Here is a 20805-nt window from a genome sequence, read left to right on the forward strand (position 1 = left end):
GAACTCTCGGCGTCCAACAAGGGCGCCAAGAATGTGTTAGCCAGCGCCGTTTCCGGCGCAACGAGACATAGTCCGTCATGTGAGGCAGCCCGCCCGGACAAGCCTTCAAGTCCAGTCGACCACGCGACCTCTACGTGCGCGTCAATTTTGTTGTCTGCCACGCATCCTCCCCCCCGGGCCTATGCGAATCCCCACCATCAGCGCCCGCCTACCAGTCGTGGTAACGCACGGCGCATCCTGCTATGCGGGGCAGGTTAGCACAGTAAGCTGCGAGGTGAATCGGTTTGCTGACGAATGAAACGACCCTCTCGGACACCATTCGGAAGCGGGGTTATTCACCCAATCAAATAAGGTGTCCTCGGGTTAACTGGCGTTGACGCTGGGGCAAGCCGTGGGTACCGTTTGCCCATATGTGGGCCATCGTGATGCTGTTGGGCCTCTCGGTCGCGGCAGACCCACTCCGCATCGGCATCACAGTGATATTGACTTCGCGGCCACGGCCGGTCCTCAATCTGGTGGCATTCTGGGCCGGCGGCATGGCGGTGGGACTGGCGTGCGCCCTGGCGACCTTAGTCTTGCTGAAAGACATCGTGCCCAGCCTCATCAACAAGGTGGTTGGTTCGTTGGCAGACCTCACCAACGGCAACACCGAGGTTGTCCTGGGAGCCATCGCCCTGCTGGTCGCTGTGGTTGGCGCCGTCCGTCTGATCCGCCAGCCAGCTTATGCAACGAAAGGCGTTGCTGATCAACCGGATTGGACGGAACAGCCGGTGAAGTCGACTGCGATGGCAGGTTTGGCGGTTCGCGCTCGCCGCATGCTGCAAAGCGGTAATCCATGGGTCTCGTTTGTCGTGGGACTATCGCAGGGGCCCGCGCCCGTTGAATACCTCGCCGCGATATCCATCATTCACGCGTCGGGCGCCTCGATCAGCGCCCAGGTCGGCGCTTCGATCGCCTTCACCGTCGCAATGCTGGCGATTGTCGAATTACTGCTTCTCAGCTATCTGCTACAGCCCGCGAAGACGCAATCGATTGTGACCGCGACGTACAGCTGGCTTCAGACTTACCGTCGCCACATCCTCGTCTTTGGCGCCGGGGCACTAGGGATCTACCTGCTCGCGACCGGCTGACAAACCGGCACACTGCCGAACTCGGTGGCCACCGGATCAGTGCGCGCCTCTGATGGCAGGCTCGGCCTTCTCCACCGGCAGTACGTCAGTTGGCGTCGTCTCGGTGACCGTGCCGCCCATGTTCATATTCGGGGCGCTCGGCGGCGCAAAAGTTTTGTTGTGATTGCCGCCCGCAACAACGACACCGCCGCCGACGGGAACGGTCGATCCCCCGAGGCTCGCGTCGTGATGGATCACGGTGTAGGACGCGGCGGCCAGCACGGCACCCATGCCCGCGATCATCGCCCACATCTTCACTCTATCGGCGTTCGACTGTACGGCTCGGTGTTGATCTTTCGACATCATCGTCGGTACCTCTTTTGTTCATGTTCGGTGGCGATACCGGTCGGAGCAACCGGACTCAGAACCAGTGAGCCGCAGGGTTATTTGAGCGCCCTAATGTGAGGGCCCTCGTACCCACCAAGTCGACAGCTGCCGTACAGCGTGTCGCAAGGAAGCACTCATAGCGTTCACGCCGTGTCGCAGCTCGACAGGCGCACTATGTTGCGCGCCATCGCAATTGGCGTCCTAGCCGCTGCCGCGACAAGTCGAGAGACGGCGCGGGCCGACATCACGCATCCAGTCAACGCACAGGTTCCCGCGCCGCACGGCATCGTGACCCGGCTGCCCGGCGAGGGTAACCAGTTGGCCCTGACCGTCGATGACGGCACCAACTCGGCGGTGGTGGCCGCCTGCGCCCAGTTCTGCCGCGACAGCGGAGTGCGACTGACGTTCTTTCCCAACGGCGTGAACACGTCGTGGTCGGTCAACGCGCCACTGCTGGCTCCCATGGTGGAATCCGGGCAGATCCAGGTGGGTAATCACACGTGGAGCCATCCCAACATCACCCGGATCAGGCTCGACGCGGTCGCCGATCAGATCCGACGCAACGCCGACTTCCTCCGCAATACCTTCGGCACCGACGGCACCCCCTACTTCCGTCCGCCGTACGGAGCCCACACCGCCGATACCGACCGCATTGCCGCCGACCTGGGCTACACCACGATCACGCTGTGGAGCGGCACCGTCGGCGATTCGAGACCGGTTGACGAGCGGCAACTCGTCGCCTTCGCCGAGCAGTCATTCCAGCCGCAGCAGATCATCCTGAGCCACGCCAACCTGCCGCCCGTGATGCACACCTACCCGCAACTGCTCGACATCATCAACAGCCGGGGTCTGCAGACCGTCACACTCAACGACGTCTTCAGCTAAGCGGCGCGCCCGGCCTGGGACACCGCTCGCAGCGCCCAACCACTGTCCGTAGACTCCGGCGAATGGTGCGCATCGTGTCGACGCTGATTACCGTGGTCGCACCGTTAGTCGTCGTATCGTGCAGCGGACCCGAGGCCGCAGCGCCGTCACCGAGCCCGGTGGCCGCGTCGAGCGCAGTCCCGCGAGCGACTCCCCTGCCGCCGACAACAGACCAGCCATGCCACCTGGTCGCCGTGCGCGATCTGATCGAGTGGCACAGATCCAGCCACCCACCCAGTGCTGACGGTTCGACCGGACAGCCGGCTTCGGCCGTCAAGTTCGGCAACGTCAATCTCGTCGGCTGCAAGAGCTCGCTCGACGGATGGGTGGAAGAACACTCAGACAGTCCAGCCGACACCGCGGCCGGGTTTCGCGACTGCTACGAAATCGCCTGGGCCGATGACAATCCCGGTTACGACATCCACGCCTCACCGGCACCCCGCCTGAAAAACGTTCTTATGCAGGCAGGTAACGACTGCTGATCTACAGTCGGCCGCGAAGCCGGTCGCGGTACGAGCGCCCGTCGGGGTCATAGATCAAGCGGTACAGGGGCTCAGCCCAGAGTCGGGTGGGCCACCCCAGACGCTCCGGTTTGTGCGGCCGTAACCGGCCCGGCGGTCGGGTCCCGTGGCAGCCCGACCGGTACCACGCGTCCAGTGCATCCGCTGTGGCGGTGATGTCGCGTATCGCCGTGACCGGGTCGACGAGATTGCCGTCCTCGCTGCCGTCGGCCGGTCGGTCCAGGTGCTCGCGTAGCAGCCGCAGCCGCAGGTCGCGGGCGAAGGTTCCCTCAGAATCGATGACGGCACAGGATAATTCGCTGTCATGGGTCCAGGACCGCCGATTGAGGTTGTCGCTGCCGACGCATGCCCAGATGTCGTCGATCACGCAGACTTTCGCGTGCACATACACCGGCGTCCCTCGGTAGTTCTCGACGTCGAAGATGTGGACCCGCTCAGGACTTGCGCTCTGGCAGGTCGCGATGGCCTGCCAGCGGCCCACCAGGTTCGGTGGCAATTGGAGTCGACCGTCGACGTCCGGATAACGGGGAATCACAGCCACCAGATGGAGGTCGGGGTTGTCGTTCAGGGCTTTGGCGAACAACTTGGCCACCCGCGCCGACCATAGGTACTGGTCCTCGACGTAGATCAGTCGCCGGGCCCGGGGCACCACTTTGTTGTACGCGCGGGCGATGCTGCGCTCCCCGTGCGGCGCAAAGTCGTACTGGAAGTGCGCGTCTGGGTAGGTACGCAAGACCTGGACGGCATGAGGTCCGCATGCCGGCGGATCCGGTGGTTGCTCCGGGAGCGTGCCCGGCGAGAGGTCAGCGCCGCGCAACTTGTCCATCACCCAGGCAACGGGTGACAACGTGTCGAGCGGTGCCGGATCATTCCAGCGTTCGCGGAAAGCGGTGTCCAGGGCGCCGACAGCCGGGCCCCGGATCTGCAGCTGCACGTCATGCCATGGCGGCCGGTCCCCATAACTCTTGGCCATTTGCACGGCCTGCGGGTCACCCTCGTGCGACTCGTCGTCACGGCGGGAATGGCACAGGTCGATTCCGCCGGCGAACGCGATATCTCGTTCTGGCGTTTCGGGATGGCGAATCACGACGAGCTTCTGATGGTGCGATCCGCCGACGCGAACGCGCTGATCCAACAGCACTTCCCCGCCCGCCTCTTCGATCGCCTCCCCCAGATGCTGGTTCTCCTCCTCGCTGTACTGGAACTTGTCCAGATGCGATCGCCACACCAGTCCTTTGACCACCACACCCCGTTGTGCGGCGTGGCAGAACAATTCACGGATCGTCGGTCCGCCATCGCGCAACTGCTCGTCGGGGTCGCCGCGCCAGTCGGTGAAGAAGACATAGTCGCCTGCTTGCAGCGTCTCCACCTCGACGGCGAGTCGTTCGAAGTACGTGGCACCGTGAATGAGCGGCTCGGCGCGGTTGCCTTCCGACCACGCCGGCAGCCGGGTGGCGGGGTTCCCTCGCTCGTCGCCGGTCAGGAACCATTCGGCCAGATTCACTACTGTGAGGTGCCCATTCGGCGTTCGGACTACACCGCGAATCGCACGTGCCAGGATCTAACCGTGAGCGAACGCATCGAGGTGCAACGAACCATCCCCGCGCCGGCCGCCGACATCTTCGCAGTGCTGTGCGATCCACAAGGCCACGTCGCGATCGACGCCACCGGCATGCTGCAGGACGCCGACGGTCAGCCCGTTGGCGCCGTAGGCGACATGTTCGTTGTGCACATGGACCGCGAATCGCTCAACGATTATCCGTTGGGCAAGTACGACGTCACCGTGTCGATCACCCAATTCGAGCAGGACCGGCTGATCGCGTGGACGATCTTCGGCCAACTGAAGCCGGACATCGGGCACGTCTACGGCTACCGCCTGGACCCGACGGACGACGGCACGACGGTCACCTCGTTCTACGACTGGTCCGACATCGATCAGCATTGGCGTGACGCCAAGATCTTCCCGATCGTCGGCGAGCCGGCATTGCGGGCGACGTTGGGCATCCTCGACCGCGCGGTCCGGCGCGGCTATCCCCGGTCGTCGACGTAACGTCTTCCCCGCCGCCGACAACGCTAGGACGGCTCCGCCGGCGCAGCTTCGACGGTGACCAGTTCGGTCAGACCACTGACGCTGAACACGTCCATCAGATGGGGGTGAGCGAGGATCGCAATGTGGTCTGCGTTGCTGAACAGCGCGGTGATCGCGGTGCTGTCCAGATATCCCACGGCACTGAGGTCCACCGTGAGCGCCGTTCCGCTTCCTGCGGACTCACTGATCGCGGCGGCAAGGCTGTCGTTGAACGCCGCGATATTGCTCATATCGATCTCGCCGGCTGCGGTCAGGACGAACGTTCCGTCATTGCGGCGCGCGCTGTCGAGGGTGAGCGGTGTGGCCATCAGTTGATCCTCACGGATAGGTGGATTGCTGTTCCGGCGGCGTCGCGAGTGATGGCGACGTCGTCCATGAGCTCTCGCATGAGCGTGATGCCACGGCCGCGGTTGGAGTCGCCAACGGGTTGCGCGGGCTTCCACGACCCCTGGTCGACGACGGCCAGCTGCACCCGGTCGGCCAGCGCTGTGGCGGTCAGGCGGATGGTGCCATCCGAGCTGTCCCGGTATCCGTGCTCGATACCGTTGGCGAGAGCCTCACCGGTGGCGATGAGCACGTTCATGGCTTGGCGCGGCGTCATCCCGGCTCGGGAAAGCCAGTCGCGCAGCACAATACGGGTATCGGCCAGACGGTTGGCGTCGGCTGGAAACTCCAGCTCCAAGGAGGCCGGTTGCCGGTATAGGAGCAGCACGACGTCGTCCTGATAACCGTCACGTGGCGACAGGCTGGACATCACCTGGTCCGCGAGATCGTCCAGCACCGACGCTTGTCCGTCGCGAATGAGGCTGACCGCACGGGTAATACCGTGCTCCAGCGGCGTGCTGCGACGTTCGACCAGCCCGTCGGTATACAGCGCGAGGGTGGCGCGGGCAGGCAGAGTGATGCGCGCTTCGGGGCGGGGCCAATCGTGCCGGATTCCCAATGCGATGGTGTGGCCATCGTCGAGCGACTGGGTGGTGCCGTCTGGTGCGACCAGGATCGGCGGCGGGTGTCCGGCGCTGGAGTAGACCAGCTCACCGGTGTCCGGGGTGAGCACCGCACACACCGCCGTGGTGCAGTGGGCGCCGGGCAATCGAGCCGCGAAACGATCCAGAGCCGCCAATGCGACTGCAGGACTGGGATTCTCGAAGAGCAACGCACGGCAGGCGCTGCGGATCTGCCCCATCACGGTGGCGGCCGGCAAGCCGTGGCCGACACAGTCGCCGACCACCAGCGCGATGCGGCCGTCGTCGAGAGAGACGATGTCGTACCAGTCTCCGCCCACCTGCAGCGGACGGCTGGCGGCTTGGTAGCGCACCGCGAATCCACTTGGTATGTCGGACGGTCCGAGAATGGCGTGTTGCAGCGCCAACGCAGTCTCGCGCTGCTGATCCACGCGATGCACGCGTTGCAGCCCCTGGCCGAGACGGCCGGCGAGCACCGTCAACAGCGTCTGGTCTTCGAGGGTGAACGGTCGCTGCTCACCGAGCTCGATCCAGACGACGAGGACCCCGTCCGGATGCTGCAGCGCGATTCCGGCGGCTCCGGTGTGCGCAACGTGGGGTGTCAAGAACTCCCCATCGCGCAGTGAGCCAAGGAGCTGTTGGGTCGCCGGCGGTAGGTCGGCCCATCGTGCTCCCCCACCGGTCGCAGCCACATGCGGGTCCCCGTACGCGGCCGGAAAAGTCACGGTCAGAACTCGGCGGGCCCGCCACAGTCGGCGCAGTTCCTCAGCGGCGGCAAGCACTGCACCATCGACAGTGTCGGCCTGGGCGAGCTCCTGATTGAGCGCGTGCTCACGCCCCGCAGCCAACGCCAGCGCAATGGCGGCGTGCCTGGCGAAATCACTGACCAAGTCCAGATACGCGTCGTCGAAAGCCGGCTGATGGGGTCGACGCGCGACAGCAATCACTCCGAGCACGACATCGTCGGCGATCAGCGGCATGACGATCGCCGAGCGCTCACCGACATCGGTGAACCCCTCAATCGGGTACTGGAACGAATCGGTAATGAGGGGCACGCCGCGCCGGGCAACGCTGCCGGTGGTGGATCCGTCCATCGGCACCTGCCGGCCAATCACCTCCGAGGAGTACCTGCCCGCCGTCGCCGCCACGACGAGGGCGTCGGCGTCATCACCGATCACATCTCGCTCGGCCGGAACCAGCAGGATCGCCTGCTCGGCATCCGCCAACTCGAGCGCACGGTTGACAATGAGCTCCAGCGGCCTGGTCTGTGGATCACCGGAGAGAAGCGCAGCCGTTATCTCCCGGCTGGCCGTCATCCACTTCGCCGATTCGCGCGCCCGCTCGAACAGGCGGGCGTTGTCGATAGCGGCCGCCGCTGCGGTAGCCAACGACCGGACCGCAGCCTCGTGAATGGGAGAAAATGCCTGTTCGGGCCGGTCGTCCATCAGATACAAAGTGCCGAAATCATTGTCACGCACGGTGATCGGCAGGCATAGCAGGGCCCGCAACAGTGGGTCGTGTCCGTGCAGATGAGCGGCCAGTGGTGAAGCCTGTACGTCACCGAGGCGCAGACCCGCGCCCACTGTCAGATCGCCCAGTCGGCGCGCTGTGTCTGCGTCGATCCCCGCACGCACAGACGAGATCAAGCTTCCGTCGGCGGCGCGTATACCGAGCGCGCCATACTTCGCGCCCGTGAGCTCCATCGCCGCGCTGACAATCCGCCGCAATGTGACATCGAGATCGAGATCGGAGCCGATCTCGACAATGAGGCGAACCAGTTGCTCCATCCGGTCCCGCGCTGCCACCAGCTCGTCGAGCTCTGCATGCACCGGGCCGGTGAACGCGGACCCGCCTCCACCGTTAACCACTTGTTAAACCTATCGCCCGACCGGGAGTAGTTGAAGTGCCGAGAAGGCTCGACAATTGAGCACCAATTCGCAACGCGCCCGCGAAAATTGACGCCAACCGTCAGGACCTCCCCGCACGGCGCTGCAGCGGCGGCGTGTCTCGCCGGACGCGAGCACGCCCCGACACTCGTCTACCCCGAGCGGCAGATGTTAACCCGGGCAAATTCTGGAGGCTCGGGCGAGGCCACTCAACGAGCACGGCAAGCCGCAGTTCCGCCGTCGCGCAGTAGGGCTAAGCCTCGATCCGTGGACTGGAGTGATTGATGTGTCTGTTGGGGCCGTTCTTCGTTCCGTAGGGGTGTGAGCAGGAGGTTGCCGCTGGTCTGCCCAGCTTTCCTGTGTGCTCCGGTAGGGGCCTGTCCGGCCGAATGGTCAGGGTGTTGCTGGTAGTGGTGGGCTGTAGCCGATGGTGTTGCGCCACAATGTGAGCCACTGATCAGTCCAGGGCCAGTGAGTGGGTAGGTGCAAAACTGGTCGGCGTTGCGGCCGGGTCAGTCGGGCGGGGACGGTGACGATCTTGCGGCGCAGGGTGGCACCACGGGCCACGGTGTGGGTGCCGCCGGCGAGCACTCCGGCGGCGCGCAGCAGGTTGTGGGCGATCGCCGCGCACAGGATCCACGCCGAGTTCGCCCCGAACAGTCCTGAGGGCATGTGCGCCAGGGGTCCGTCGATGAGGTCGGCGAAGACGGTTTCGATGACGGCGTGGCGGCGATGGGTGATATCGGCGGCGTCAACGGGTTCGTCAGTGTCGGTGAAGAACGGGTGATACCGCCACACCGGGAACAGAGTGTCGGGATAGCGGGCGTCTTTGACGCGCCGGACGATCAACCGGGCGGTGATCGGGTGGTCGGTGGAACTGAAGGCGGTGTAGGCGATTTCAGCGACCTCAGCGTCGGAGATCCAGGCGCCGGTATCGGGGTCGCGGACTGCACCAGGGTAGGACACCGGGATCCAGGCGTCCTCGTCGATGGAATCGATGGCTGCGGCCACGGTGGTCGATTTGTTCAGCACCACCGAGAAACGGGCCCCGGCGCGTCGGGCGGCTCTGATGACGGTGCCGGTGCCGTACGCGGAGTCGCCACGGACGAGGATTTCTCCGGTCACTCCGGCGGCACGGGCGGTGGCGACCGCCTCGACGATCATGCTCGCTGCGCCTCTGCCGGAGTTGGCCTTGCCGGCACGCAGTCGCGCTCCGGCGATCACCGGAGCGCTGTCACCGGTGCTCAGGGTGGCGATCAACGGGGACAGACCTTTGCGCAGGATCTGTTTCCCGGCGATCTTGGTGTGTCCGTAGGAGGCGCCTTGTTTGGCGTGGCCGTAGACCGGGCGCAGCAGGGAGTCGATGTCAATGAAGGCCCGCTGGTGAGCACCGGGTAACAGCGCCACACGCTCACACAAGGCGACCAGGTGTCCTCGCAGCACCCCATCGAGTTGGCGGGCATGGCCGAAGGTGAACTCCCGCAACAATGTTCCGATTGTCGACGAGGCGTACACGCCGTCGAAGAGGGTCTTCATCCCACCTGAGCGCACGAGGTCGAGGTCATCGATACTGTCCGCGCCGGCACACATCCCGGCGATCAGCGTGGTCAGCTTGGGCGCCGGATTAGCCGCACCCGATTTGATCCGCTCGCAGGTGAAGCGAACCTTACCGGCCAACAGTTCCGCCAGCCCCGTCTGAGCGGCCAACGTCATCACCGGTACCAGGCCAGCGCACGACACGAGATGCTGATCGTCGAACACCGCCGACGACACAGCGAACCTATGGGACACTTGCACCGGAAGTGCCTTTCTGAACTGGTTCGATTGATGCCTAGAGAACACCAATCATCCCAGCTCAAAGGGCACTTTCCTCATTCCGACACCCGATGACCAGCCACTTCATCGGTGGATCGAGGCTAAGGGTGCGTCACGCGGCCTCGGACGCGTGCCGCAGCGTCGGCATCCCGATGGGCACCTTGCGCCCTGAGGTTTTAGTGAACTGAACCGTCGGATCCGCCACCTCAGGCGCGTTGACGAAGGACACGAACCGCGAGAGTTTCTCTTCGTCCTCGAGCACGCCCTTCCACTCGCAGGCGTAGCCGGCCACGTGGCGTTCCATCGCCGCCTCGAACTCGTCCGCCAGACCGAGTGAGTCCTGGCAGACGACCGCACGCACGTGTTCGAGGCCGCCGTCCATCGCCTCCAACCACGGCGCGGTGCGCTGAAGCCGGTCGGCGGTGCGGATATAGAACATCAGGAACCGATCGATGTAGCGAATGAGCGTCTCGTCGTCGAGGTCACTTGCGAGCAACTGCGCATGCCGTGGCGACATCCCACCGTTGCCGCACACGTAGAGGTTCCAGCCTCGCTCAGTGGCGATGACGCCGACGTCCTTGCTCTGGGCCTCAGCGCACTCACGGGCGCAGCCGGACACCGCCATCTTGATCTTGTGCGGTGCGCGCAGACCTCGGTACCGCTTCTCGATCTCCACCGCCATGTCGACCGAGTCCTGCTGACCGTATCGGCACCAGGTGCTGCCGACGCAGCTCTTCACGGTCCGCAGGGCTTTGCCGTAGGCATGACCGGACTCCATACCGCCGTCGATCAGTCGCCGCCAGATTTCCGGCAGTTGGTCCACGCGTGCGCCGAACATGTCGATACGTTGGCCGCCGGTGATCTTCGTGTATAGGTCGAAGTCCCTTGCGATTTCGCCGATCAGGATCAGCTGCTCGGGCGTGATCTCGCCGCCGGGTGAGCGTGGCACCACCGAGTAGCTGCCGTTCTTCTGGATATTGGCCAAGAAGTGATCGTTGGAATCCTGCAGCGAAGCCTGCTCACCGTCGAGGACATGCTCCGAGCTGGTCGAGGCCAGGATGGACGCGACGGTGGGTTTGCAGATGTCGCACCCTGCGCCGGTGCCGAACTTCTCGATGAGACCGGAGAATGTACGAATGCTTGTGACACTGATGATTTCGTAGAGCTCGGCACGCGACTGACTGAAGTGCTCACAGAGTGCCTTGGACTGCTCGACTCCCTCCGCTTCCAGCAGCTGCTTGAGCAACGGAACGCACGATCCGCATGAGGTTCCGGCGAGCGTGCACTTCTTGAGGCTCGGAACGTCCTCGCAGCCGCCGCAGATGGCTTCTTTCAGATCGCCTTTGGTCACGTTGTTGCACGAACAGATCTGGGCGATGTCGGGGCAGGGCCGCAACACCCAGGGCCGGCGCTGCGCCGTCAACCGTGGGCGCGATCAACGCCATCGGGTCGCCGGACAGTTCGCTGGCCACCATCGGACGCAGCATCGCGTACGCCGAGGCGTCACCGACCAGGATCCCGCCGAGCAGTGTTTTCGCGTCGTCAGAGAGCACCAGCTTGGCGTAGGTCTGCTTGACCGGATCGTTGACCACGACCTCGAGGCAATTGGGCGTGCGCCCTTGGGCATCACCGAAGCTGGCCACATCGACACCGAGAAGCTTGAGCTTGGTGGACATGTCCGCGCCGGGGAATTCGGCCTCGCCACCGAGCAACCGGTCAGCGACGATCTCCGCAGTGGCATATCCCGGTGCCACCAAACCGTAGCAGCGCCCCTCGATGGCAGCCACCTCACCAATCGCATAGATGTCGGGATCGCTTGTGACGCCGGACAAATCAGTGAGTACGCCGCCACGTTGGGCGATGTCGAGCCCTGCGGCTCGGGCGAGTTCATCACGAGGGCGTACCCCGGCTGCGAAGACGACCACGCCGGCGTCGATCGTGCTGTCGTCATTGAGCGACACCCGCACCGAATCGTCGATCTCCGACTTGCGCAGCGGGCGGTGCCGTTGCGCCGGGGCGATACTCGTGGTGGCCACCGCCGTGTGCACTTCGATGCCGAGGTTCTTGATCATCCTGCGCAGCAGTGCGCCGCCTGCCTCGTCGAGCTGGTTCGCCATGAGATGGGGCGACATCTCCAACACGTGGGCTGTCAGGCCGAACGTGCGCAGGGCGTTCGCCGCTTCCAAGCCGAGCAGACCGCCGCCGATCACCACGCCGGTCGGATTCCTCGAAGCCAGTGCGGCTTGGGCGCTGAGTCGGATGGCGTCCAGATCGTCGAGCGTGCGGTAGACGTGCACCTGGGGAAGATCGCGTCCCGGGACGGGCGGCACGAAGGCGTACGACCCGGTCGCCAATACCAGCGCGTCATAGTCGAAAACTCGCCCGTCGGCGGCGGTCACTGTCTTGGCTTCTCGGTCGATCTCGCGGGCCGCCACGCCGAGGTGTACGACGACGGCGTCGTCGTCGGCATAGTCATTGCCGGGCAGCGCAAGTTGCGCGCGGTCCCAGTGGCTGGTGTAACCGGTGAGGCCGACCCGGTCGTACGCCGCGTCGGACTCCTCCGAAAGGATGGTTACTCGCCAGGTTCCATTCGAGTCCCGGGAACGCAACGCTTCGACGAACCGGTGTCCGACCATTCCGTGCCCGACGACGACGACATTTCGCACCAAACCCATTCCGCGACGGTAGAAATCTGATGTTGCAGCGATGTCCGCGGACGATGACACCGGAATGACGGTCAGCTCACATCCGGGGCCGCGGGATTGTGAGAGTGCACGGAGCGTGGCCCCGGGTCAGTCGCCGCGTCCGGTTTTGGCCTGGAGCTCCTCGATGAGATCCGACGCCTGCGCCTTCGTCAGATCTTCAGGTGGTTCTTGATCGGCTTCGCGGGCCAGGGTATGCAGATAACTGCGCTGGGGCCCGGTCATCGGCTCGTCCCCCGTCACCCATTCAGACGTGTCTTTCTCCGGGTTGTCGTTGGTGGTCTGTGATTGTTCGGTCATCCCACACGGGTGCCCATCGAACATCCATTCGAAACGAACCCTCGTTCTGCGGCCAGCATCAGAAGTTAAGTAGTGCGCTACTCATACGTGTGGACGCGGTGCACGTGAGCATGGATGTGGCAGGCAGGCTCTGACCGGGAGGCCACCATGGCGACGATTGACCTGGGTATCGCGCACCGCACGAACGGCACCCCACCACCAGACATTCCGCTGTCCGACATCGACCTGGGCTCACTCGAGTTCTGGGGATGGGACGACGACCGCCGCGACGGTGCGTTCGCCACTCTTCGTCGCGAAGCGCCCGTCGCGTTTTCCGAGTCAGCCACGACGCCCGGATTCGAGGCGGGCCCCGGCCACTGGGCGCTGACGTCCTACGACCATGTCCACCATGCGAGTCGGCACCCGGACCTGTTCAGCTCCACCCCGACCAGCGTGTCGTTGAGCGAAATCGACCCTGCAGTCGCCGAATTCAGCGGCTCGATGATCAACCTCGATGACCCGCGTCACCAACGCCTTCGATCGATAGTCAATCGTGCGTTCACACCCAAAATGGTGGCCCGCATCGACGAGAGCGTGCGAAAGCGGGCTCGGCAATTGGTGAGCGACATGGTGGCCAGCCACCCCGACGGGACGGCGGACTTCGTCGAGTCCCTTTCGGGGCCGTTCCCGCTACAGATCATCTGCGACATGATGGGCATCCCGGAAACCGACCAACAGAAGGTCTTCCACTGGACGTCGGTCGCATTGGGAATCGGCGACAAGGAAGTGGCCTCCGACCACGACGAGGTCATTCAGGTGGTCCTCGACCTCGCCGCGTACGGCGTCGAGTTGGCCGAATCCCGCCGCGCCGAACCCGCCGATGACCTGACCTCGAACCTGGTGTCGGCCGAGGTCGACGGTGAGCAGCTGTCGTCCGCGGAGATCGCCTCGTTCTTCATGCTGCTGTCCGCTGCCGGCAACGAGACGACCCGTAACGCCATCAGCCACGGCATGGTGGCCCTGAGTCGATACCCCGACGCTCGGGCGACATGGTGGGCCGACTTCGACGGCATCGCAGCCACTGCGGTCGAAGAGATCGTCCGGTGGGCCAGCCCGGTGATCTTCATGCGGCGCAATCTGACCGAAGACATCGAACTCGGCGGCGTCCGCATGAAAGCCGGCGACAAGGTGTCGATGTGGTACAACTCGGCCAACCGCGACGAAGCCAAATTCGACAACCCGTGGTTGTTCGACGTCACCCGAAACCCCAACCCGCACTTCGGATACGGCGGCGGCGGAGCGCACTTCTGCCTGGGCGCCAACCTGGCCCGGCGCGAGATCCGCGTGCTGTTCGAGGAACTGCACCACCAGATCCCCGATATCGTCGCCGCCGAGGAACCGGCCATCCTGTCGTCGGCATTCCTTCACGGCATCAAGCGGCTACCTGTCCGCTGGACCCCGCCGGATTGACCGCGCACGAGGATTCCTCACGAGCATTCGTCGAAACCCTTTCCCCGCCGACTTCCCGCGGCCGTAGGTTGGACAGGAACACCTCGACGAAGGACTGGTGATGATCGACCGGCTGACCGACGCGCAGACGGTTGGCTTGTCCCTGGTCATCCTCGGCGTGATGTTCGCAGTCGGCTGGATTGTCCGCGCGGGCCTCGGTTTCCTGCGCGCATTGTTCATCCCGTCGAGCATCGTCGCGGGTTTTCTCGTGTTGCTCCTGGGGCCTCAGGTTCTCGGCCATCTCACTGACACAGGCGGGCTCTTTCCCGCCCGAGTGCTCGACATCTGGCGGGTCATGCCGGGTCTGCTGATCAACGTGGTCTTCGGGGCGATCATGATCGGCAAGACCCTCCCCAAGCCTCGACAGCTCTGGCATGCCGCCGCCCCGCATGCGTTGTTCGGCACGTTCCTGTCGCTCGGGCAGTTCGCTTTGGCCGGCGCTGCGGTCCTCTTCCTCCTTGGGCCTGTCTTCGGGTTACCGCCTGCGGCGGGAGCGCTGCTCGAAATGTCGTTCGCCGGTGGGCACGGCACGATCGCGGGCATGGGCCAACTGCTCACCGACGCCGGGGCTCCGGAGTTGGTGGACGTCGGCCTGGGTCTGGCAACGATCAGCATGATCACCGGTATCGGAGTGGGCTCTGCCCTCGTACGGTGGGCGGTCCGCAGCCCCAAAGTAACGGTGGCACGCAATGTCGCGCTCACCGCGCGCGACGACTACGACGTCGACCGCATCCGGGTGGCCCCTGCCGACAACCGCGATCGCACCGACGACGGCATCCACGCCACCGTCCTCGCCTTCGCTCTGATCGCCGCCGCGATCCTGTTGGCCATCGGATTGCTGTGGGGATTGCGGTTTGTTGCAGGACAATTCGGCTCAGAGATCTTCGACAGGCTCCCGCTGTTCCCCATCACCGTCATCGGTGGCTTCATCGTGCAGTGGCTGGCGACCAGGACCGGGCAGGCCGCCAACATCGACAAGCGGGCGGTGGACGGCATTTCCGCGATCGCCCTCGACGCGCTTCTGGTGTGCGCGATCGGCACGATGTCGTTGGCGGCACTGGGTTCGAACGTCCCGGCGATCATCGTCTTCACGGTGATCGGCGTGCTGTGGAGCGCGGTCTCGTTGATCTGGCTGGGCCGACGATTCCACCGCCGCAATTGGTTCGAGCACACCGTCGCCGACTTCGGGCAGTCACGGGGAAACGTCGCAACCGGATTCGTGTTGGCGGACATGGTCGATCCGCAGAGGAATACCAGCACGGCAAACGATTACGGATACAAGCAACTCATCTACGAGCCGATCCTCGGCGGCGGGCTTCTCACTGCTCTCTCGGTTCCGCTGATCACCGACTTCGGGCTCCCGACTTTCACGGCCGTGAGTTTCGGGCTCCTGCTTGTCATCGGCGCGTGGGGAGTCATGCGGGGCAGACAACCAACTGGATAAGCCTCTCCCCCATCGCGGAGATTACGGGCCGAACTCATCTTGGGCTGAAACGCGCAACGATCCGCGTGGTTCCACCGTTTACAGCAGTCACATCGTTAACATCGCGCGGTGTACGAAATGCCCGATTCCACACGCGTCACCCGCCGTGATGCGCTGCGCTACGCCGGCGCACTGGCCGGTCTCGGCGCCGCGGCGCTGGGTCTCGGCACGCCCACAGCGGCCGCCGCGGCTCCTACGCTGATCGACTTCGCCGCCAAACAGATCCCCGCCGAGCACATCCGCGCTGCCGGCCACGCAGGAGTGGTGAACTACGTCTCGACATCGCGTCCGGGCTCGTCGTTCGGCGCCAAGCCGATCACCCTGCCCTACGCCCAGTCTCTGACCGCCGCAGGTCTGGCAATCGTCAGCAACTATCAGTACGGCAAGCCGGGGGGCACCGCACCGTCGGACTTCCTGCGCGGCTACGCGGGTGGCATCGCCGACGCGCGCACCGCGTGGCAGCTGCACACCGCGGCCGGTGGCGGCCAGAGCGCACCGGTCTTCTTCACCATCGACGAGGACATCGACCGTGACACGTGGAATCGCGTTGCCCTGCAATGGTTCCGCGGCATCAACTCGGTGCTCGGCGTACAACGGACCGGCGTCTACGGCGGTATCGATGTATGTCAGTGGGCCCTCGCCGACGGAGTTATCGGGCGATCCAGCACTCCTGGCCGCGCCTGGGCCTGGCAGACCAAGGCCTGGTCGGGTAATCGAGTCCACCCCGCGGCCGTCCTCTATCAGCGCATCGTGAGCACCGCGTCCAATCCCGGCCCGCTGGTCGGCGGGCTCGAAGTCGATGTGAACGACGCCCTGGCCTCCGACGTCGGCCAGTGGAACCTTCACCGCTGACCAGACGGCCGGCAGCGCGCATTCGTCGTCATACGGCCGAAACACGCCGCGGTTAGGTTAATCGGGACGCCGTCCCGAGAGGAGCCGACCATGAGCGCGCCAACGCGGGCCACCTACCGCACCATGGCCGAGGGCACCGCGCAGGACTATGCCCTCATCGAGCGTGCGGAGGCGGCGAACAACGCCGGATTGGTCGATCGCGTCCTGGGTTTGGTCGAAGCACTTGCCGACGGTGAGCAGGCCTACCCGGTCAGCCGGCTGGACCATTCGCTGCAGTCAGCGACTCGTGCCTTCGACGACGGCCGAACCGCCGAGTATGTCGTCGCTGCCCTCCTGCACGACATCGGCGACACGTTCGCGCCCCACGCTCACGGGGCGTTCGCATCCGCCGTCATCGCGCCGTACGTGTCAGAGCGCACAGCCTGGATCGTCAAGGTGCATCCAGAATTTCAGCAGTATTACTACGCGCCGCACATGGGCGGGGTTCGCGACGCCCGGGAACGCTACCGCGGACATCCGTGGTTCGGCGACGCGGTGGAATTTTGTGAGAAGTACGACCAGAACTGCTTCGACACACGTTTCGAACACCGGCCGCTTGCATTCTTCAGGCCTATGGTCGAGGACGTCTTCGCCCGCGAACCATGGCACGCCGCGGAGTAGCCGCCCCAGGGATCAGGCGGCCTCGTGGTTGGTGGGGGCCGCGCACGAGGCACAGTCCGGGCTGTCGATGTCGAGTTGCCCGCAGGTCGGGCAGATGAACGGAATCATGAGGTTTCCTTCGTCTCGCGGTCCGACGCCGGCTTACTTCGACGTTGGCGCATTGTTACCCCGCCCCGTCGTGCCCGAAACGTTATCGGCGGGCGGCTAACCCAAGCTGTTCCGGAAGCGGCGCATCCCGGCGATCCACCGCTCGTAGTCGGCGCCTTTCTGTCGATACATGGTCAGCACCTCGGGATGCGGTAACACCAGGAACGTGCCGTCGGCGATCGCCTGGACGACCAGGGCAGCAACCGCGTCCGGGTCGATCACCGCGCCCGCGCTGGTGACCGAGGCGCCTGCCACTCGGATCTCTTCGTCCGGCGATTCGGCCATGCCGCGCAGGAGCGGCGTGTCCACCCCCATCGGGCACACGCAGCTCACCCCGATCCCCTTGTCCCCGTAGCGGATGGACAACCACTCGGCGAATCCGACGGCGGCGTGTTTGGTCACGCTGTAGGGCGCCGCGCCCAACTGGGTGAGCAGACCGGCGGCCGACGCGACCGAGACGAAGTATCCGCGGCCGCGCTCAAGCCATTCCGGCACAACAGCTTTGGCTGCTCGGATGTGAGCGCGCAGGTTGACGTCAATGATCCGATCCCACGCGGCTTCGTCGTCACCGAGCCCGGACTCACCGGCGATGCCGGCATTGGCGACGTAGACGTCGACTGGTCCGTACGCGCCGCGCGCGGCGTCCAGGAGAGCGGCGATACCCTCGGCGCTCGAGGCGTCCGCCGCCACCCCGACGCCACCGATCGACCCGGCGGTCTCGGCGACCGCGTCTGCATCGATGTCGCCGACCACCACCGAGCACCCGGCCGCGGCCAGCGCCGCCGCAATGGCCCTGCCGATGCCCGAACCCGCTCCGGTGACCACCGCCACCGCTCCGTCGATGTCCACGGGGACATGTCTAGCGCACCGGGCGAAGATCGCGCGGCCCGGTTGGTGGCCAGGCCAGGGACCAAATGTTGCTGGAAGTGACTATCGCGACAGTTTATAGTGCAACATCGCCGTGATTTGCTTTGGTTCTTCTTTGCGCATCGGCTATTCTTGCTGAGGCTTTAGGCGTCCCGGACAGTTCTGCCACCGGGCGGTGCAGGAAGGGGCCGCGATGCCCAAGACCGCCCGTGTCGCAATCGGCGCCGCGGTCTTCTTCGTCGCCTTCGTGGTCTGGATCTTCAGTGGCTGGTCGCAGGGCAGCACCGTCGAAGCAATCGACGACATCGTGTTCGTGATTCTGGGCGTTGTTGCAGCCATCTTCACCGCCCTGGCGGCGCGGGCGGTGCATGGGCGAATGCGCGCCGCGTGGGTCGCCATCACGATCGGAATGGTGGGCTGGGCACTCGGCGAGTTGCTGTGGGCCTACTACGAGCTCGCTCTCGAGGAGCCGCCGTTCCCCTCACTGGCCGACGCGGCGTATTTGGTCATGCCGCTCGGTTTCTGCGTGGGCCTGCTGCTCTTCCCCGCCGGCAGCGGCCAATCGCGAGCCCGCACGCTGCTCGACGGAGTGATCGTGGCAGGGTCACTCTTCCTGGTGAGCTGGGTGACCATCCTGAGCCCGATCTACTCTGCCGGGTCGGACAGCACGCTGGCCATGGTCATTTCGCTGGCGTATCCGCTCTCGGACGTGGTATTGCTGACCATCGCGGCGCTGGCCTGGCTGCGAGCAGCAGATGACCAACGCCGGGTGTTGAACGCACTGACCTTGGCGCTGGTCTTCATCGCCCTGGCCGACAGTGGCTTTGCCTACCTGACAGCGAAGAATGCGTATACCAGCGGAGGCGTGATCGACGTCGGATGGGTCGCCGGCCTCCTGCTCATCATGGTGGCGGCCACCTCCAGCCGCGACGAGGTCCGGCTGCCGAAGGCGCGAGCCGACGTGACGAGTTGGGCGTCGGTCTGGTTTCCCTACGCCCCGCTGCTTCTGGCCGGCATCGTCGCCGCTGCCGAGCCGGCGACCGTTTTCCAGACCCCGCTGGTGGGGACCGTGGGAACGCTGCTGATGCTGGCGGTGCTGGGCCGCCAGTACCTGGCGGTGACGGAGAATCGCCGGCTGCTGGCGACCGTCGCCGAACAGGCGCTGCGGGACCCGCTCACCGGCCTGGCCAACCGCGCGATGTTCTCCGACCGTCTCGAGGAGGCGATGCAACGACGGGAGCGCGACCGTGGGTCGGTGGCGCTGATCATCTTGGACCTCAACGATTTCAAGCTCGTCAACGACGCTCTGGGCCACCCGGCCGGCGACGAACTGTTGAACCGGGCCGGTGAGCGGATCCTGGGTTGTGTCCGTAACAGCGACACCGTCGCCCGTCTCGGCGGCGACGAATTCGTCGTGCTCATCGACGACGACACCTTGCGCGAGCACGCCGATCAGATCGCGCAGCGCATCGCGGAGTCCTTCGACAAACCCTTCACCATCGAGGGTCAGGAGCTGTTCATCAGGCCCAGCGTCGGGCTGGCGGTGGCGGGCCCCGACGAGCCCGCGGCGACGGCCGAAGACTTGGTCAAACGGGCCGACACGGCGATGTATGCCGCCAAGAAGACCCGCACCCCCGGTGTGCAGCGGTACACCCACGAACTGCACCTGGACAACTCGCCCGACAACGGTCTGATCCAACGGTTGCACAGTGCGCCGTCACCCGAGGACGCCGCGTCGAAGCAGCTGCTTGGTGAATTGCGCGAGGCCATCGACTCCGTTGAGCTCACGTTGGCCTATCAGCCCAAGTTCAACCTCATCACCGGCCGCATGGTGGGCGTCGAAGCCTTGATCCGCTGGCCGCACCACCGCCGCGGCCTGCTCAGTCCGGACGAATTCCTGCCTTTGGTTCGACACCACGGCCTGATGCGGCCGGTCACCGATCTGGTGATCAACACCGCGCTCGACGCCGCACTCGGGTGGCATCAGGCGGCAGTGCATCTGCCGGTGGCGGTCAACATGTCGGCACCGCTGCTGGCCGATCCCCACCTGCCCGCCCGAATCCGCCGATCGCTGGCCGATCGCGATCTGCCGGCCAGTGCGCTGACCGTCGAGATCACCGAGGATCTGGTGCTGGGAAATATGGAGGGCACCCGCGATGTCCTGAACCAGTTGCGCCGCAGCGGTATTCGCATTGCCATCGATGACTTCGGCACCGGCTACTCCACCTTGTCGTACCTGTGCGAGCTGCCCGTCGACGAGGTCAAGCTGGACCGGCGGCTCGTCGTCCAGATCTTGGACGATGCGCGGGTGGCGACCGTGGTTCGCGCCGTGATCACGCTTGCCCACGAACTGGGCTTGATCGTCGTGGCTGAGGGCGTCGAGGATGCTGAAATCGCCACGTGTCTCATCGAATTCGGCTGCGACGTGGTGCAGGGCTTCTATTTCAGTGTGCCGCTGTCCGCCGAACAGGTGTTGCTGTTGGCCGCTGAACACGAGCGCCAGGTCCCGGGCATGGGCTCGGACCCAATGAGCGGCAACGCTGTGACTCTGGGAACACACCGTGCCCGATCCGGGCGTGATTTGTGATGATGGAGGGGCGGTAATCGCTT

16 protein-coding genes and 1 pseudogene are annotated in these 20805 nt (G+C 65.0%); 9 read left to right on the forward strand and 8 right to left on the reverse strand.

The features are described from left to right. Window positions 1–410 precede the first annotated feature (410 nt). Window positions 411–1130 carry a GAP family protein gene (locus tag K0O64_RS14890; RefSeq protein WP_071944675.1) on the forward strand — a complete coding sequence of 240 codons (720 nt, stop codon included), beginning with the start codon at window positions 411–413 and terminating at the stop codon, window positions 1128–1130. A gap of 36 nt (window positions 1131–1166) precedes the next feature. Here the strand turns inward: K0O64_RS14890 and K0O64_RS14895 are convergent, their stop codons facing one another. Further along, on the reverse strand, window positions 1167–1475 hold the full coding sequence (locus K0O64_RS14895; RefSeq protein WP_125477437.1) for a hypothetical protein: 309 nt from the start codon (window positions 1473–1475) through the stop codon (window positions 1167–1169). Window positions 1476–1646: 171 nt separating this feature from the next. Here K0O64_RS14895 and K0O64_RS14900 point away from each other — a divergent pair, with 171 nt between their 5' ends. Next, window positions 1647–2381 carry a polysaccharide deacetylase family protein gene (locus K0O64_RS14900; protein ID WP_096311473.1) on the forward strand — a complete coding sequence of 245 codons (735 nt, stop codon included), beginning with the start codon at window positions 1647–1649 and terminating at the stop codon, window positions 2379–2381. 62 nt (window positions 2382–2443) lie between these two features. After that, on the forward strand, window positions 2444–2902 hold the full coding sequence (locus K0O64_RS14905) for a hypothetical protein (RefSeq protein WP_071944669.1): 459 nt from the start codon (window positions 2444–2446) through the stop codon (window positions 2900–2902). 1 nt (window position 2903) lies between these two features. On the opposite strand, the gene K0O64_RS14910 is transcribed toward K0O64_RS14905, so the two are convergent. Beyond that, entirely contained in the window at window positions 2904–4445 is a 1542-nt protein-coding gene (locus K0O64_RS14910; protein WP_220045589.1) for a phospholipase D family protein, read from the reverse strand. Window positions 4446–4508: 63 nt separating this feature from the next. On the opposite strand from K0O64_RS14910, the gene K0O64_RS14915 reads away from it, so the two are divergent. Further along, window positions 4509–4991, forward strand: a complete 483-nt coding sequence (locus K0O64_RS14915; RefSeq protein ID WP_071944665.1) for an SRPBCC family protein — start codon at window positions 4509–4511, stop codon at window positions 4989–4991. Window positions 4992–5014: 23 nt separating this feature from the next. Here K0O64_RS14915 and K0O64_RS14920 read toward each other — a convergent pair whose 3' ends face one another. The 5 genes and pseudogenes from K0O64_RS14920 to K0O64_RS14940 all read right to left on the reverse strand — a co-directional run bounded on the left by K0O64_RS14920 (window position 5015) and on the right by K0O64_RS14940 (window position 12698). After that, on the reverse strand, window positions 5015–5338 hold the full coding sequence (locus K0O64_RS14920; RefSeq protein WP_071944663.1) for an STAS domain-containing protein: 324 nt from the start codon (window positions 5336–5338) through the stop codon (window positions 5015–5017). Next, complete coding sequence (locus K0O64_RS14925) at window positions 5338–7782, reverse strand: SpoIIE family protein phosphatase (protein ID WP_083542904.1); 2445 nt, start codon at window positions 7780–7782, stop codon at window positions 5338–5340. Before K0O64_RS14925 ends, K0O64_RS14920 begins: the two co-directional genes overlap by 1 nt. A gap of 492 nt (window positions 7783–8274) precedes the next feature. After that, the gene (locus K0O64_RS14930) at window positions 8275–9678 is read right to left on the reverse strand and encodes an IS1380 family transposase (protein ID WP_071942689.1); all 1404 of its coding nucleotides are present in this window, start codon (window positions 9676–9678) and stop codon (window positions 8275–8277) included. A 130-nt stretch (window positions 9679–9808) separates the two neighbouring features. After that, window positions 9809–12371: pseudogene (nirB, locus tag K0O64_RS14935) on the reverse strand (nitrite reductase large subunit NirB). A gap of 117 nt (window positions 12372–12488) precedes the next feature. Continuing rightward, entirely contained in the window at window positions 12489–12698 is a 210-nt protein-coding gene (locus tag K0O64_RS14940; RefSeq protein WP_096311476.1) for a DUF3072 domain-containing protein, read from the reverse strand. 147 nt (window positions 12699–12845) lie between these two features. Between K0O64_RS14940 and K0O64_RS14945 the strand changes: the two genes are divergently transcribed. From K0O64_RS14945 to K0O64_RS14960, 4 genes are all read left to right on the forward strand, one after another. Beyond that, window positions 12846–14147 (forward strand): cytochrome P450, encoded by a 1302-nt coding sequence (locus K0O64_RS14945; RefSeq protein WP_096311477.1) that lies wholly within the window; start codon window positions 12846–12848, stop codon window positions 14145–14147. 100 nt (window positions 14148–14247) lie between these two features. Beyond that, window positions 14248–15630, forward strand: a complete 1383-nt coding sequence (locus K0O64_RS14950; RefSeq protein ID WP_071944653.1) for a sodium/glutamate symporter — start codon at window positions 14248–14250, stop codon at window positions 15628–15630. 117 nt (window positions 15631–15747) lie between these two features. Then, entirely contained in the window at window positions 15748–16521 is a 774-nt protein-coding gene (locus K0O64_RS14955; protein WP_071949828.1) for a DUF1906 domain-containing protein, read from the forward strand. A gap of 90 nt (window positions 16522–16611) precedes the next feature. Then, window positions 16612–17181, forward strand: a complete 570-nt coding sequence (locus tag K0O64_RS14960) for an HD domain-containing protein (protein WP_071944651.1) — start codon at window positions 16612–16614, stop codon at window positions 17179–17181. Between the two features lie 204 nt (window positions 17182–17385). Here the strand turns inward: K0O64_RS14960 and K0O64_RS14965 are convergent, their stop codons facing one another. Beyond that, window positions 17386–18177, reverse strand: coding sequence for an SDR family oxidoreductase (locus K0O64_RS14965; protein ID WP_071944649.1), 792 nt, complete (start codon window positions 18175–18177; stop codon window positions 17386–17388). 211 nt (window positions 18178–18388) lie between these two features. Here K0O64_RS14965 and K0O64_RS14970 point away from each other — a divergent pair, with 211 nt between their 5' ends. After that, the gene (locus K0O64_RS14970) at window positions 18389–20782 is read left to right on the forward strand and encodes a putative bifunctional diguanylate cyclase/phosphodiesterase (protein ID WP_071944647.1); all 2394 of its coding nucleotides are present in this window, start codon (window positions 18389–18391) and stop codon (window positions 20780–20782) included. The last annotated feature ends 23 nt before the right edge of the window (window positions 20783–20805 follow it).

Origin of the sequence: Mycolicibacterium pallens (assembly GCF_019456675.1) — a bacterium.
Taxonomy (GTDB): Bacteria; Actinomycetota; Actinomycetes; order Mycobacteriales; family Mycobacteriaceae; genus Mycobacterium; species Mycobacterium crocinum.

Excerpts from the sequence above, each read along its gene's own strand:
- K0O64_RS14890 (WP_071944675.1), top strand. The coding sequence starts at position 411 with ATGTGGGCCATCGTGATGCTGTTGGGCCTCTCGGTCGCGGCAGACCCA.
- K0O64_RS14895 (WP_125477437.1), bottom strand. The coding sequence starts at position 1,475 with ATGATGTCGAAAGATCAACACCGAGCCGTACAGTCGAACGCCGATAGA.
- K0O64_RS14905 (WP_071944669.1), top strand. The coding sequence starts at position 2,444 with ATGGTGCGCATCGTGTCGACGCTGATTACCGTGGTCGCACCGTTAGTC.
- K0O64_RS14920 (WP_071944663.1), bottom strand. The coding sequence starts at position 5,338 with ATGGCCACACCGCTCACCCTCGACAGCGCGCGCCGCAATGACGGAACG.
- K0O64_RS14925 (WP_083542904.1), bottom strand. The coding sequence starts at position 7,782 with ATGGAGCAACTGGTTCGCCTCATTGTCGAGATCGGCTCCGATCTCGAT.
- K0O64_RS14940 (WP_096311476.1), bottom strand. The coding sequence starts at position 12,698 with ATGACCGAACAATCACAGACCACCAACGACAACCCGGAGAAAGACACG.
- K0O64_RS14945 (WP_096311477.1), top strand. The coding sequence starts at position 12,846 with ATGGCGACGATTGACCTGGGTATCGCGCACCGCACGAACGGCACCCCA.
- K0O64_RS14950 (WP_071944653.1), top strand. The coding sequence starts at position 14,248 with ATGATCGACCGGCTGACCGACGCGCAGACGGTTGGCTTGTCCCTGGTC.
- K0O64_RS14955 (WP_071949828.1), top strand. The coding sequence starts at position 15,748 with ATGCCCGATTCCACACGCGTCACCCGCCGTGATGCGCTGCGCTACGCC.
- K0O64_RS14960 (WP_071944651.1), top strand. The coding sequence starts at position 16,612 with ATGAGCGCGCCAACGCGGGCCACCTACCGCACCATGGCCGAGGGCACC.
- K0O64_RS14970 (WP_071944647.1), top strand. The coding sequence starts at position 18,389 with ATGCCCAAGACCGCCCGTGTCGCAATCGGCGCCGCGGTCTTCTTCGTC.